We start from the raw sequence: 14,164 nt of genomic DNA, 5'->3' as shown, positions 1-14,164 counted from the left end.
CGCTTGCTTTTTTGCAGGAAATAGGTTTTACTATACTGTGACTAGCACGTAGAAGGAAGAAACGAGTACATAAATTGATTGGCAAGAGAGGATGTGTCCATATGAGCAGCAGCAATTTCACGTTAAAGCTGGATCCTGAGCGTATAAAGGAAATGCCTATGGTCGATTTGGCGTTCGAGGTGCTGAAAGCGGCAAATACACCTTATTATTACCGCGATCTCATGATGGAGATCGCTAAAATACGCGGTCTTTCCGCGGAAGGTATTAATCAGTTCATCGCGCAGGTATATACCGAGATTAATATCGACGGTCGTTTCGCCTGCGTTGGCAGCAATATGTGGGGACTGAAGCGCTGGTATCCGGTAGAGCGTTCCGAGGATCCGGTGGGCAATGCGAAGCGTACCCGCATTATTAACGACGATGATGATCTGGAAGACGATGATATGTTTACGGACGAGGAAGAGGATACGTACGCGGAGCAGGGTGAGGATTACGACGTATTCGACGAAGACCGCGAGGACTTCGAAGAGGCGGAAGAGGAATCCGAGGTTGACGAGGAAGTTGACCTGGAAGACGATGATATCGAGGAAGAAGAAGTGGATGCCGAGTTGGACGCGGACGACGATGATTCTGACGCTGAAGACGATTTGGAAGACGACGACGAGGACAAATAGCATGCTCTCGCTCCGATAAGGTTACCGGTTTCCCTTGAATTCTAAGAAATTATAAGTTTTACACTTATATGGGCTTAGAATTTTCTGCGATACCGTTTTTCGATGAGCTTAATTTACGAGTTTCTTCAGAATATACGGAGTAAACGGTTTGCGTCCTTTGCCGAGGACGAAAGGCAGGCGTTTCTGCTTGACAGGTCCTATAAGGGCAGAGTAAACTATTGCATGGGCTAAAGATTCGGTTAACAAATAAGCATACAAGCGGCGTCCTTTGCGAGTAAAGGTTCGTTTCGCGGTGAAATATAGGCGGAGTATGAAGTTCAATCTTTGTATACACTCTTATATTTTTATATATGCCAACAAATGAAAAAGTGCCCCGTTGCTACGGGTGTCACTTTTTTTGTTTGTGGGGAACGTTTCGAGGGAAACATTCCCACAAACTGGATGGTCAGGCAGTTCGGCTGCATCCATGTTTATCGAGGAAATGGGCAAACCTAAATATTAACCATAGGAGCTTGGAGGGTATCATCACAGTGACCAAATATATATTTGTAACCGGCGGCGTCGTGTCGTCCCTAGGCAAGGGGATTACGGCTGCCTCGCTCGGGAGATTGCTGAAGAACAGGGGCCTCAAAGTAACGATCCAAAAATTCGATCCCTATATTAACGTGGATCCGGGAACAATGAGTCCATACCAGCACGGAGAAGTATTCGTCACGGATGACGGCGCGGAGACAGACCTCGATCTTGGTCACTATGAGCGGTTTATCGATATCAATCTGTCGAAAAACAGCAACGTGACATCCGGCAAAATTTATTCCAACGTCATTACGAAAGAACGCCGCGGCGACTATTTAGGCGGAACGGTGCAGGTTATTCCGCATATTACGAATGAAATTAAAGACCGTGTATTCCGCGCGGGCAAGGAAGCCGGCTCCGACGTCGTTATTACGGAAATCGGCGGCACGGTCGGCGATATTGAAAGTCTTCCGTTCCTGGAAGCGATCAGACAAATCAAGAGCGATATCGGACGCGACAATGTCATGTACATCCACGTTACGCTGATTCCGTATATCAAAGCGGCGGGCGAAGTGAAGACGAAGCCGACGCAGCATAGCGTGAAGGAGCTTCGCAGCATCGGCATCCAGCCGAATGTTATCGTATGCCGCACCGAACATCCCCTTGCGGAAGATCTGAAGCGAAAGATCGGCTTATTCTGCGACATCGACGCGAGCGCGGTTGTGGAATGCAGAGACGCCTCGACATTATATGAGGTGCCTTTGATGCTTCGCCAGGAAGGCCTTGACGAAATTGTCGTCAATCATTTGAAGCTGTCGACCGAGCAGCCGGACATGCGGGAATGGGAAAGTCTGGTTGAGCGCGTGAAGTCGCTTCACAAAACGACCGAAATCGCCATCGTCGGCAAATACGTGGCGCTGCATGACGCGTACCTTAGTATTGTGGAGTCGCTTGGACATGCGGGCATCGCTGCCGATTCCGAAATAAAGCTTCGCTGGGTCAACGCGGAGGAGCTGACGGAGCAAAATATTGCGGGCGAGCTTCAAGGCGTTCACGGCATCTTGGTGCCCGGCGGCTTCGGGGACCGCGGTATTGAAGGGAAAATTACAGCGATCAAATATGCGCGCGAGAATCAAATTCCGTTCTTCGGCATTTGTCTCGGCATGCAGGTAGCGGTGATTGAATACGCGCGCAACGTAGTTGGAATGGCGAATGCGAACAGCTCTGAGATAAACCCGTCCACTCCTTATCCGGTCATCGACCTGCTTCCGGATCAGAAGGAGGTTGAAGATTTGGGCGGCACGATGCGGCTCGGCTTATATCCGTGCAAGCTAGCGGCAGGCACGCTTGCTTCGAAGGAATACGGCGAAGAGCTTGTCTATGAGCGTCACCGCCACCGGTATGAATTCAATAATGAATACCGTGAGACGATTGAGAAGGCGGGCCTGCGCTTCTCGGGGACATCGCCCGACGGCCGTCTTGTCGAGATGATCGAAATCGTGGATCACCCTTGGTTCCTGGCGGTACAGTTCCATCCGGAATTTACGTCGCGGCCTAACCGTCCGCAGCCTTTGTTCCGCGGCTTTGTGAAGGCGGCTCTGGCATATTCGGGCAACTAACGGCCTGTGAACGGAAGCGGTCCACTCCTGCGTATCCGGCGCTAAAGTTTTTCTTTGGACGAGAAGGATTCTATGCCTGCCTAAGCGAATATATTAACGATTATGGAAGAGTTGACCATTTCTAGGGTGAAGCTCAGTCGCGGGAGGTATGTGGCGTTGGAGAAGAAGAAAGTGTTGATCGTGGATGATCAGAACGGTATCCGTGTACTGCTCATGGAAGTATTTAGCAGCGAAGGCTACAATACGTTCCAGGCATCTAATGGCAAGCTGGCTTTGGAAATCGTGAAGAACGAAGCTCCCGACCTTGTATTGCTGGATATGAAGATTCCCGGCATGGACGGTCTGGAAATTCTCAAGCACGTCAAAGCCATCGATCGTAACATAAAAGTCATAATGATGACGGCCTATGGCGAGCTGGACATGATTAAAGAAGCGACCGATCTTGGAGCTCTGATGCACTTTACGAAGCCGTTCGACATCGATGAGATGCGAATCGCGGTGAACATGCAGCTGCGTGGAGGCAATTCGACCAACCGGTTCGCGATCGGATCTTAAAATGAATGACTGACGGCATCGTCGCTACTTAAGCGGCGGTGTCGTTTTTGTTGAATATATAAGACCTTATAAGTGTAACGCTTATAAATGGTCTTATAATTCGCCGCGAAACGATGGCGTCCTTGGAATACGCCGACAGACGTTCTGCTTGAATATTAGAAATTTATAAGTTTTGCAATGATAAAATAAGCTTTTATTTCATGTGAAACGGGTTTGTGCGCTAAAACGCGGTAATCGTTTACACTTGCATTATAAATTATTAATGTTTTGCATTTTGCGGCATGTAAAACAAGCTTTACTATTTCAATGTACGATATGTTATAATGACTCAGAATGACAAGTCGGAACGGGCTTGAAAAACAAAGAATTTCATTAGGAGGAAAGACAACTATGCCATTAGTGTCGATGAATGAGTTTTTGCCGAAAGCAAAAGCGAACAAATTTGCGGTAGGTCAGTTCAACATGAACAACCTGGAATTCGCGCAAGCAACTGTAGAAGCTGCAATGGAAGAAAATTCGCCTTTTATTTACGGGGTTAGCGAAGGCGCCTTGAAATATATGGGTATCGAATTTACGGTTGCAATGGCTGAGGCCGCTGCCAAAAAATCCGGTCTTCCCATCGCGCTGCATCTTGACCACGGCAGCTCTTTTGAAGTTGCAATGAAATGTATCCGTGCCGGCTTCTCTTCCGTTATGTTCGATGGTTCCCACTACGGGCTCGAAGAAAACATCGCACTGACGAAAGAAGTTGTTAAAGCCGCCCGCGCTATGGGCGTATCCGTTGAAGGCGAGCTGGGTACAATCGGCGGCGTTGAGGATGACCTGAGCGTTGACGAAGCTGACGCTACGATGGCTAAGCCGGATGAAGCGATCCGTTTCTATGAAGAGACAGGCGTGGATTGCTTGGCAATCGCCGTAGGTACTGCACACGGCATGTACAAAGGCGAACCGAAAATCCACTACGATATTATTCAAAAAGTAGCCGATGCGATTCCCGTACCGGTTGTTTTGCATGGCGGATCCGGCGTTCCTGACGAAGCTATTCGTTTGTCGATCCAAGCCGGCGTTGGTAAAATCAACGTGAATACGGAGAACCAAGTGGCTTGCACGAACGCAATCCGTGAAGTTCTTGCCGCTAACGGCGAAGTATTCGACCCTCGTAAATACTTAACGCCTGCCCGCAACGCGATGAAGGCTGTTATTCAAGAGAAAATCCGCTTGTTCGGAAGCAACAACCAGGCGTAACAATCAGGAGCAAGGGATTACAAACCGCCTTTTTACGGCAAGCGCGGATGGTATCAGCATCAGCATCGGCGCTGCCACGGCGGTTTTTCCTTTATTCTCTTCCAATCTACGGGAGGAACAATAATTAAATGGAGAAATTGATGATACGCGGCGGACGTCCTCTTCGCGGTACCGTTCAAATCAGCGGAGCGAAGAACAGCGCGGTTGCGCTCGTACCGGCTGCCATTCTAGCAGAGTCGGAAGTTGTGTTGGATAATTTGCCGATAATCAGTGATGTTGCGGTTTATAGCGAAATATTGCAAGAGCTGGGGGCTGTTGTTAAGCGCGACGGGGATATGATGCGGATAGATCCTTCCAAGCTGTTTTCAAAGCCGATGCCGAATGGTAAAGTGAAGCTTCTGCGCGCCTCCTACTATCTGATGGGCGCCATGCTCGGCAGATTCGGGGAAGCCACGATCGGAATGCCTGGCGGCTGTAACTTTGAACCCCGGCCAATCGATCAGCATATTAAAGGATTTGAGGCATTAGGCGCTACGGTTACCAATGATCATGGATCCATTCGAATATCCGCAAAGCAGTTGCGCGGCGCGAAGATCTATCTCGACGTCTCAAGTGTGGGGGCAACAATTAATATTATGCTGGCGGCCTCTCGGGCCAAAGGGTTAACGATTATAGAAAACGCGGCAAAAGAGCCTGAAATTATAGATGTAGCTACTCTCCTAAATGCCATGGGCGCCAAAATCAAAGGCGCCGGCACTGAGACGATTCGAATTACCGGAGTCGATCAGTTGCACGGTTGCCGCCATTCCATTATTCCCGATCGAATTCAAGCAGGCACTTATATGATAGCAGCAGCCGCGACGCGCGGCGATGTCCTTATTGATAATGTTATTCCTAAGCATTTGGAAGCCATGACCGCGAAGCTCGAAGAAATGGGCGTTCAGGTCATTGAAATGGATGAATCGATACGCATCATCGGAGGTCCGAAATATTCGTCAATTGACGTAAAGGCTCTCGTATACCCAGGCTTTGCCACAGATTTACAATCGCCCATGACGACTTTGCTCACGCAGGCGACAGGCGTCAGCATTTTAACCGATTACGTATACGGCACCAGATTCAAGCATGTTCCCGAGCTTAACCGGATGGGCGCGAATATTCGCGTAGAAGGCCGGTCGGCAATCATCGAAGGCGGCAAGCTTAACGCGGCAAAGGTTCGTGCGGCTGATCTGCGTGCGGGAGCTGCACTGGTTGTAGCGGCTTTGACCGTCGAAGACGGCGTAACGGAAATTACAGGCGTAGAATATATCGATCGCGGCTACGACAATCTTGTTGACAACTTATGTAAGCTTGGAGCAGAGGTATGGCGCGAAGCCGACACTTCCTCATAATTTGCCGGATATCCCGCAGAATGGAATAGACGGCGGGTTATCCGGCAATGATGGATAATCAGGCAATTGTTTCTAAGAGATTTAGATGCAAACTTTTAATGAAAACTGAATAAAGTGGTGAGAACATGACAGACCTTCAGATCGCCGATCTAGAAGAGATGAAGCTGACCGATTTGTATAAGCTGGCTAAGCAATATCAAATCGCTTATTACGGTACGTTGAAGAAGAAAGAGCTTATATTCGCAATACTGCGCGCGCAGGCGGAGAAGAGCGGCCTTATGTTTATGGAGGGCGTACTCGATATTTTGTCGGAAGGCTTCGGATTTTTACGGCCTATTAACTATTTGCCGAGCAAAGAAGATATTTATATATCGGCTTCGCAAATTCGCAGATTTGACCTGCGGAGCGGGGATCTCGTGTCGGGTAGATGCCGGCCACCGAAAGAAAACGAACGCTATTTCGGCTTACTGCAGGTAAATGCCGTTAATGGTGAAAACCCTGAAACCGCATCCGAACGACTTCATTTCCCTGCGCTTACCCCGCTTTATCCGGAGAAGAAGCTGGTGCTTGAGACCTCCCAGTCAAAGCTGTCTACCCGTATTATGGATTTGCTTGCGCCTGTAGGGCTTGGACAACGCGGTTTGATTGTTGCGCCGCCGAAGACCGGAAAAACTTTGCTCCTGAAAGAAATCGCACACAGCATAGCGGAAAATCGTCCTGATATCGAATTGTTTGTATTGCTCATCGATGAACGTCCGGAGGAAGTTACGGATATGCAGCGCTCCGTCAAGGGAGAAGTTATTGCTTCGACATTCGACGAACTGCCGGAAAATCATATTAAAGTAGCGGAGCTTGTGCTGGAGAGAGCTTTGCGGCTGGTTGAGCATAAGAAAGATGTCGTTATTTTGATGGATAGCATTACGCGACTTGCAAGGGCGTATAACCTCGTTATTCCTCCGTCCGGCCGTACGCTGAGCGGCGGCATCGACCCGGCAGCCTTCCATCGTCCGAAACGCTTCTTCGGCTCGGCCCGCAACGTGGAAGAAGGCGGCAGCTTAACGATTCTCGCGACCGCTTTAATTGAAACGGGATCGCGTATGGATGACATCATTTATGAAGAGTTTAAAGGTACGGGCAATATGGAGCTTCATCTCGACCGCAAGCTTTCTGAACGCCGTATTTTCCCGGCGCTCGATATGCGCAGGTCCGGTACCCGTCGGGAAGAGATGCTTCTGACGAAGGAAGAGCTCGACAAAGTTTGGGCGATTCGCCGCAATATGAACGATTCGCTGGAATTTGTCGATAATTTCTTGAAGAAGCTGAAGGAAAGCGAAAATAATGAGCAATTCCTTATGTCTCTCGATACCTCTACGGAAGCGAAGCCGGAGAGAGCGACAATTAAGAGCGGAACGCAGGCGACAACCAGAAGGCCGGCGCCGCGAACGACGCACGGATCGTAAGACCGCGGGAAGGAGGACATCATGAATCTCGTATATGCGGACTCGCAAGGAAATGTATTCGATCATCCCGAATTTGCAGCTCTTGGAAGAAGCGGCGATATGATTGTTGAAATTATGGACGAGGAGCTTATTCCTCTTCCGAACGGAGCGACGCTCGTCAGCTTGCCCTTCACGCGTCCGGTTGGTCTGCATCCGGATACAGGCGAGATGCAGACATTGCCCGGCGACGTTCAAGCTGTCGGCGCGCTGCTTCCTCAAGGATATACACGATTGTGTTTGCCCGGCTATGTGAAGGCGGATAAGAATGAGAAGCTTCCGTTGTTCGGTTATACGGCAGTTGTGTGGAAGGACGGCAAATTCTATGTGACGGCTGAGCAATGCGATGACCCGGAAAGATGGGATCCGCTAAATTGCGACAGGGGAGAACTGGGCGTTCAGGTGGAGCGATTGCTTGCCAAGTACCCGGAGAACCGGCTGTACAAGCACCTATCCCATTGCGCCTTAGGATATGAATGCTTGACCTCATCCAACACGTTCCTTGGACGATGGGAGGGAGCGGTGCCGGTATCGTACTCATGCAACGCCGGCTGTTTTGGTTGCATTTCCGAACAGCCGGACGATAGCGGTTTTGTTGCGCCCCAGACGCGCATGAACTTCAAGCCGACCGTCGATGAAGTCGTCGAAATTATGCTGGAGCATTTGCGTGAGCCCGAGTCGATCATCAGCTTTGGACAAGGCTGTGAAGGCGAGCCGTCCACGCAGGCAAGAATTATCGTCGAAGCGATGCGTCGCGTACGCAGCCAGACCTCGCTCGGCTACATTAATATCAATACGAACGCCGGCTTAACCGATTTTATGCGGGCGATCGTAGATGCAGGGCTCGATCTGATGCGCGTAAGCACGATCAGCGCGCTCGATGAGCATTACAATGCTTACTACAAGCCGCGGGGGTATACGCTGCAAAATGTCGAGAAGTCGCTGAAATATGCATCCGACAAAGGGGTGTATACGTCAATTAACTATTTGATATTCCCGGGAGTGACGGACCGCGAGGAAGAAATCGAAGCTATGCTCGGCTTCGTGAAGCGAACGGGTCTGAAGCTGATCCAAATGCGCAACTTGAATATTGACCCGGAGAGTTATCTGGCCATTATTCCGAAGGCGCAAGGCGAAATTTACGGGATGAAGCAGATGCTCGAAATCTTCCGCGAAGAGCTTCCTGATGTTGTGATCGGTTCTTATACGCATGTGCCGCCGACGGCTTTGCGCCGTTAAGCCCAATTCGGATGGGAATATATTCAAAACGATCGATATGCATGATTATTCATTGCAACGGGAAAGAGGTTCATGCTATAATCCGTAGAGTGTGATTTTAACTCTGGGTCCGCATGCGATTCAGGGCAGAAAGAGGTGAACGTGATGAAACAAGGTATTCATCCGACATACCACGTCATTACAGCTACTTGCGCTTGTGGTAACTCCTTCGAGACTGGTTCGATTAAACAGAACCTTCGCGTTGAGGTTTGTTCCCAATGCCACCCGTTTTATACGGGCAAGCAGAAGTTCCTGGATGCCGGCGGCCGCGTCGACCGTTTCAAGAAGAAATACGGTATTTAATATTACGAATCGTTCCGCCTTTATTTGGCAGAATACAAGAACCTCCCTCAGCCATCCTATTGGATAGAAGGGAGGTTTTTTGATTGCATACAGAACGGTTATATTACTCAATCCGGCGATTTTCTGCAGTTATGATTTGCTTGTTTGCACTGATTGCCGGCGGCTGCGCCAACACGAATGATGATCGCGTGAAGACGTACGGACATGATGGATACATGGGGCTGTCGAACAGCAATCCAAACATGCCGGGGCGGCATACGACGATAAATTATGAAACGGACGGCAATATGGTGGAGCAGGTGCTAAGGCCCATAGCCGGCATTAGAGACACGCAAGTTATTTTTGACGGAACGAATATGCATGTTAATTTGAGAGTGAATAAAAACCTCTCGGACGCGGAAGTGCAGCAGCTTCTGTCAACGGCCCAATCCGTCGTGGAATTTAATATGCCCAGATATGATGTTCATGTAGAAGTTCGGAAATAATGCGGACCGGCCGATATAGGTTCCCACTTTTCTCCGTGTTGCGCTTTGGGACAAGATCGGCTATACTTATTTTTGCCGTGCTAGACGGGGAGGTAGCGGTGCCCTGTAACTCGCAATCCGCTGTAGCGAGGTTGAATTCCTGCTTGAGGTTATGCTGATGTGGGGCTTGGCACTTGCGAGCAGTGTTGACAGTCGGGTCCTCCGCAATGGACGTTTGTGAACCCGGTCAGGTCCGGAAGGAAGCAGCCGTAAGCAAATTAGTTCATGTGCCGGGGGAGTGCCTGGCTCGAGCTGTAGTGCAAGGATGCCGCCTGGGTCGTATCTATCGGGGGCAGGTGCACGGTACAATCCTTTATTATAATGAATAACATTTGACAAGGTAGCACCTGTATACGCATCGCGATGATTATCGTGATTAGCGGATGCAGGTGTTTTTGCATGACAAGAATCGGTCATTAATTAATGTGACGGGCAAAAGAAAGTTTTGCTTGCTAAATAGATGTTGTATAATAGAGGAATCAGAATTTATTGTTATTCAAATTCTAAGAATTCATAAGTTTCACACTTATTTGGGTTTAGAATTCACAGCGAAACGTTAGCTTTTGCCACCTAAGAATGGCGACAGCCGTTTGCGCTTATTGAAATGAACAGGCAAGTTTGAAAGGAAGGTCTGCGTGTCACATATCGCGTTATACCGAGCCTGGCGTCCGCAGACGTTTCAGGACATGGTCGGACAACGGCATATTATCCAAACGCTCCAGAACGCAATCCGCGAGGACCGGGTTTCCCATGCTTATCTTTTTAACGGACCGCGCGGGACGGGTAAGACGAGCGCGGCGAAGATTTTAGCGAAAGCGGTTAACTGCGAACGGGGACCGGCTGCCGAGCCGTGTAATGAATGTGCGGCTTGCATCGGAATTACTGCCGGGCATATTATGGATGTGGTTGAAATTGACGCTGCGTCTAACCGCGGAATTGATGAAATTCGCGACATTCGCGATAAGGTAAGGTATGCGCCTTCTGAAGTCCGGTTCAAGGTTTATATAATAGATGAAGTACATATGCTTACGGCGGAGGCGTTTAACGCTTTGCTCAAGACGTTGGAGGAGCCGCCTGGGCATGTGATCTTCATCTTGGCGACCACTGAGCCTCATAAGCTCCCTGCTACCATCATATCGCGCTGCCAACGATTTGATTTCCGTCAGGTATCGTTAGAGGAACAGACCCAGCGGTTATTGGAAATTTGCAGCGCGGAAGGCATTAATGCGGATGAGGACGCCATCAGCTACATTGCCCGATTATCGGAGGGCGGCATGCGCGATGCGATCAGTCTGCTCGAGCAGGTATCCGCGTTCGGAAGCGACCGCATTACGCTCGAAGCGGCGGTAGACGTAACGGGCGGGATGGCCGCCGACCAGTTCTACCAGTTGGCGGAAGCGGTTAGGGACCGCAACGTGGCGGCGGTTATGCCGCTGGTCGAAAGTCTGATGCAAGCCGGCAAAAGCGCGGATAAGTGCTTGGAAAACTTGATTTACTATTTCCGCGACCTGCTTGTTATGAAGCTGGCGCCGCAGGGCGGAGCTGTAACGGAACGCGTGGTCGAACCGGAACGGTTCCGCGGAATGGCGGAAGCATTTACGCCTGAGCGGTTGTTCGCTATGATCGATACGCTGAACCGTTACCAGGTGGAATTGAAGCATGCGTCCCAGCCGCAAACGCTATTTGAAGTGGCGTTGATGAAGCTGTGTACGTTGAGCGAGGAGCAGACATCGGGAGGAGGCGCCGTTCGAAATGCTTCCGCGGCAGATTCCGCAGGAGCTCCCTCGTCGGAAATCAACCGGCTTCGCCACCAGGTTGAAGCATTAGAGCGGAAGCTGGAGCAGGCCATTCGCAGCGGAGCGGCGATGGGCGGCGGCCAGTCCGCTGATGGAGGCGCATCTTCCAGGCAGCCGGCGTCAGGCGGCCGCTCCGGTGCGGTTCGAAGCTCTTTCGGAGGCTCTGGCGGAGCTTCCCGTTCATCTGTTAAGCTTGATAAGTATGTAGCTGCAGCCAAAAATCCGGAATTCAACATGATCCGGATGAAATGGAATGACGTGCTGCAGGGCGTGAAGGAAGCGAAGATCACCGTTCATGCTTGGCTCAAGGATGGTGAACCTGTATCGGCAGCGGATGGAGCTGTGCTCGTGGCGTTTAAGAATACGATGCACAGGGAGACGACCGAGAAGCCGGCCAATCGGGAAATTATCGAGAAGGTCATGCATGATATATTGGGGGAGGCTTCCCGGATCGTTACCGTCATGCTGAAGGATTGGCAATCCGCATTCGAAGGCGCCGGCGAACAGAAGGGTGAAACGCTTCAACTGGAGCCGGAGCCCTCTGAAGCTCCGGAATCAGCGAGTCGGCCGGACTGGGTCGAGGAAGCGGTAAAGCTTTTTGGCGAGGATTTGGTTGTAGTGAAGGACAAAGATTAAATTCTAATATGAGGTGATTACAAATGAACAATATGAACCAAATGATGAAGCAAGTTAAGAAAATGCAGGATCAAATGATGAAGGCTCAGGAAGAACTTGAATCCAAAGTGGTTGAAGGCACGGCTGGCGGCGGTGTTGTAACTGTAACATCGAATGGTCACAAAAAAATTCTTAGCATCGCGATCAAGCCGGAAGCAGTAGATCCGGAAGATGTGGAAATGCTGCAAGATCTCGTGCTTACAGCGGTCAACGACGCTCTTGCGAAGGTAGATGAGCTTGCGAACAAAGATATGGGCAAATTTACAGGCGGCATGAAAATACCAGGACTGTTCTAAGAGGCGGCCCGCGCTTTACGTTTTGAAAGGAGCTGTACCTCGATTTGCATTATCCCGAACCGATAGCGAAATTAATTGATTCTTTTACGCGATTACCGGGAATCGGCCCCAAAACAGCCGCTCGTCTGGCGTTTCACGTGCTTCGAATGAAGGAAGACGACGTTATTGATTTTGCTAAAGCGCTGGTAAGCGTGAAGCGCAATTTGTTTTATTGCTCGGTTTGCTGCAATATAACGGATACCGATCCCTGCAGAATATGCCAGGATAAGTCTCGGGACCAATCGGTTATCTGTGTCGTGCAGGATACGAAGGATCTCGTCGCGATTGAACGTATGAAGGATTTTCAGGGGCAATACCACGTTCTTCAGGGAGCGATTTCTCCGATGGAAGGAATCGGCCCGGATGAAATTCGTATTGCCGAATTGTTAAGACGGTTAAGCGATGAGCGGGTACAGGAGCTGATACTGGCGACTAACCCGAATATCGAAGGGGAAGCGACCGCAATGTATTTGTCGCGGCTCGTCAAGCCGTTCGGCATTAAAGTAACGCGCATTGCGCACGGCTTGCCGGTTGGCGGCGACCTTGAATATGCAGACGAAGTTACGTTGTCCAAAGCGTTAGAGGGCAGGCGGGAACTATTCTAACCTGTATCGAAACGAAGAACGGTTGAGCGATGGACGCTCAGCCGTTTTTTTTGCTGTTTGGAGTCCGCATCCGGCAATTCTCTCCCGTAAGTGCCCGTTCTAATCTTTAGCCCAAGCTTATACATATAGTAAAAAGCCGTTATAGGGCAGGACAAGCGGGAGGGGAAGCATTTGCCGAATCAGAAGCAAGTCGTTAACATTGAGCAGGATCGTATGGAGCAGCTGCGGATTGAAATCAAAGAAGCGCTTAGGGATTGGGAGAATGCCAATCGGTTTTTTGATTATGCCATAGGAAAGGACCAGGTTGATTATGCGATCTATGCCATTATATCAGCTGAGAAGAGGTATGAAATGCTGCTGCGTACGGCAAAAGACATGAAAGGAAGTTGGCCGGCTTGGAGAGGGGTGGCGGAATGAGAGTATTATGGTTAACGGTCTTTATTATCTCATCCGTTCTGTTGATAGCGGTTGTCCTGCGTAATAAGCTTTCTTGGGGATGGCTCCGCAGCTTTTCGTTACATCTTATATTGGCTGCCGCTCTTCTGTACGTATTGAACTACTCGGGAGTTGTCAAGGGAATGTACATTCCGCTCAATCCGATTACGATCGGAACCGTTGTCGCGTTGGGTATTCCTGGCCTTGCGTTAATTGCAGGGGTACAATGGCTGGTTGTATAGACATGAGAAAGATGCTCGCAGGAGGTTGACTTCTGAAGAGGTTATATGCTACATTAGTTCACGGCCCAAGAGTAAGCAACAATCTTCATAAAAGTTTTTCGAAAAAAAAGCTTGCATGAAGCTGGGCATCTATGATATATTATAAAAGTCGCCGCTGAGATACACACGGCTGACATGAAAGAAAAGATTGTTCTTTGAAAACTGAACAACGAGTGAAACTGCCCCGTTAATCCTTACGGATTAATGGAAAAGCGATAAAAAAGTAATGAGTCATCAACTAACCAATTTGGAGAGTTTGATCCTGGCTCAGGACGAACGCTGGCGGCGTGCCTAATACATGCAAGTCGAGCGGAGTTATTCCTTCGGGAGTAACTTAGCGGCGGACGGGTGAGTAACACGTAGGTAACCTGCCTGTAAGACCGGGATAACATTCGGAAACGAATGCTAATACCGGATACGCGAGTCGGTCGCATGA

At 49.8% G+C, this 14,164-nt stretch carries 14 protein-coding genes, 1 rRNA gene and 1 other RNA gene; all 16 read left to right on the top strand.

The genetic code is table 11. The features are described from left to right. Positions 1-101 precede the first annotated feature (101 nt). Positions 102-674, top strand: coding sequence for a DNA-directed RNA polymerase subunit delta (gene rpoE, locus H581_RS0107510; RefSeq protein ID WP_028609476.1), 573 nt, complete (start codon positions 102-104; stop codon positions 672-674). A 530-nt stretch (positions 675-1,204) separates the two neighbouring features. Then, the gene (locus H581_RS0107505; RefSeq protein WP_028609475.1) at positions 1,205-2,809 is read left to right on the top strand and encodes a CTP synthase; all 1,605 of its coding nucleotides are present in this window, start codon (positions 1,205-1,207) and stop codon (positions 2,807-2,809) included. Positions 2,810-2,965: 156 nt separating this feature from the next. Then, positions 2,966-3,364: a response regulator gene (locus H581_RS0107500; protein ID WP_028609474.1), complete on the top strand. Its 399-nt coding sequence runs from the start codon at positions 2,966-2,968 to the stop codon at positions 3,362-3,364. Between the two features lie 390 nt (positions 3,365-3,754). After that, on the top strand, positions 3,755-4,609 hold the full coding sequence (gene fba, locus H581_RS0107495; protein ID WP_028609473.1) for a class II fructose-1,6-bisphosphate aldolase: 855 nt from the start codon (positions 3,755-3,757) through the stop codon (positions 4,607-4,609). Positions 4,610-4,737: 128 nt separating this feature from the next. Next, entirely contained in the window at positions 4,738-6,000 is a 1,263-nt protein-coding gene (locus H581_RS0107490) for a UDP-N-acetylglucosamine 1-carboxyvinyltransferase (RefSeq protein WP_028609472.1), read from the top strand. Between the two features lie 125 nt (positions 6,001-6,125). Next, positions 6,126-7,460, top strand: coding sequence for a transcription termination factor Rho (rho, locus tag H581_RS33350; protein WP_036718106.1), 1,335 nt, complete (start codon positions 6,126-6,128; stop codon positions 7,458-7,460). 21 nt (positions 7,461-7,481) lie between these two features. Then, positions 7,482-8,735: a radical SAM family protein gene (locus H581_RS0107480; RefSeq protein WP_028609471.1), complete on the top strand. Its 1,254-nt coding sequence runs from the start codon at positions 7,482-7,484 to the stop codon at positions 8,733-8,735. A gap of 144 nt (positions 8,736-8,879) precedes the next feature. After that, positions 8,880-9,077: a 50S ribosomal protein L31 gene (rpmE, locus tag H581_RS0107475; RefSeq protein ID WP_028609470.1), complete on the top strand. Its 198-nt coding sequence runs from the start codon at positions 8,880-8,882 to the stop codon at positions 9,075-9,077. An 83-nt stretch (positions 9,078-9,160) separates the two neighbouring features. Continuing rightward, complete coding sequence (locus H581_RS0107470; RefSeq protein ID WP_028609469.1) at positions 9,161-9,562, top strand: hypothetical protein; 402 nt, start codon at positions 9,161-9,163, stop codon at positions 9,560-9,562. Between the two features lie 75 nt (positions 9,563-9,637). Beyond that, positions 9,638-9,905, top strand: an RNA gene (ffs, locus tag H581_RS36970) — signal recognition particle sRNA large type. A gap of 331 nt (positions 9,906-10,236) precedes the next feature. Beyond that, on the top strand, positions 10,237-12,033 hold the full coding sequence (gene dnaX / locus H581_RS0107465; RefSeq protein ID WP_028609468.1) for a DNA polymerase III subunit gamma/tau: 1,797 nt from the start codon (positions 10,237-10,239) through the stop codon (positions 12,031-12,033). Positions 12,034-12,056: 23 nt separating this feature from the next. Next, on the top strand, positions 12,057-12,368 hold the full coding sequence (locus tag H581_RS0107460; RefSeq protein WP_028609467.1) for a YbaB/EbfC family nucleoid-associated protein: 312 nt from the start codon (positions 12,057-12,059) through the stop codon (positions 12,366-12,368). A 44-nt stretch (positions 12,369-12,412) separates the two neighbouring features. Then, complete coding sequence (recR, locus tag H581_RS0107455; protein ID WP_028609466.1) at positions 12,413-13,012, top strand: recombination mediator RecR; 600 nt, start codon at positions 12,413-12,415, stop codon at positions 13,010-13,012. A gap of 171 nt (positions 13,013-13,183) precedes the next feature. After that, on the top strand, positions 13,184-13,429 hold the full coding sequence (locus H581_RS0107450; protein ID WP_028609465.1) for a DUF2508 family protein: 246 nt from the start codon (positions 13,184-13,186) through the stop codon (positions 13,427-13,429). Continuing rightward, a complete protein-coding gene (locus H581_RS0107445; RefSeq protein WP_028609464.1) occupies positions 13,426-13,689 on the top strand; it encodes a pro-sigmaK processing inhibitor BofA family protein in 264 nt (87 codons plus the stop codon). The genes H581_RS0107450 and H581_RS0107445 overlap by 4 nt, the downstream gene beginning before the upstream one ends. A gap of 283 nt (positions 13,690-13,972) precedes the next feature. Further along, a 16S ribosomal RNA gene (locus H581_RS0107440) occupies positions 13,973-14,164 on the top strand; the annotation flags it as partial.

The sequence above is a fragment of the Paenibacillus harenae DSM 16969 genome (assembly GCF_000422465.1).
GTDB lineage: Bacteria > Bacillota > Bacilli > Paenibacillales > Paenibacillaceae > Pristimantibacillus > Pristimantibacillus harenae.
The sequence above is the reverse complement of the archived record's forward strand: the minus strand, read 5'-3'. Positions and strand labels throughout refer to the sequence as shown.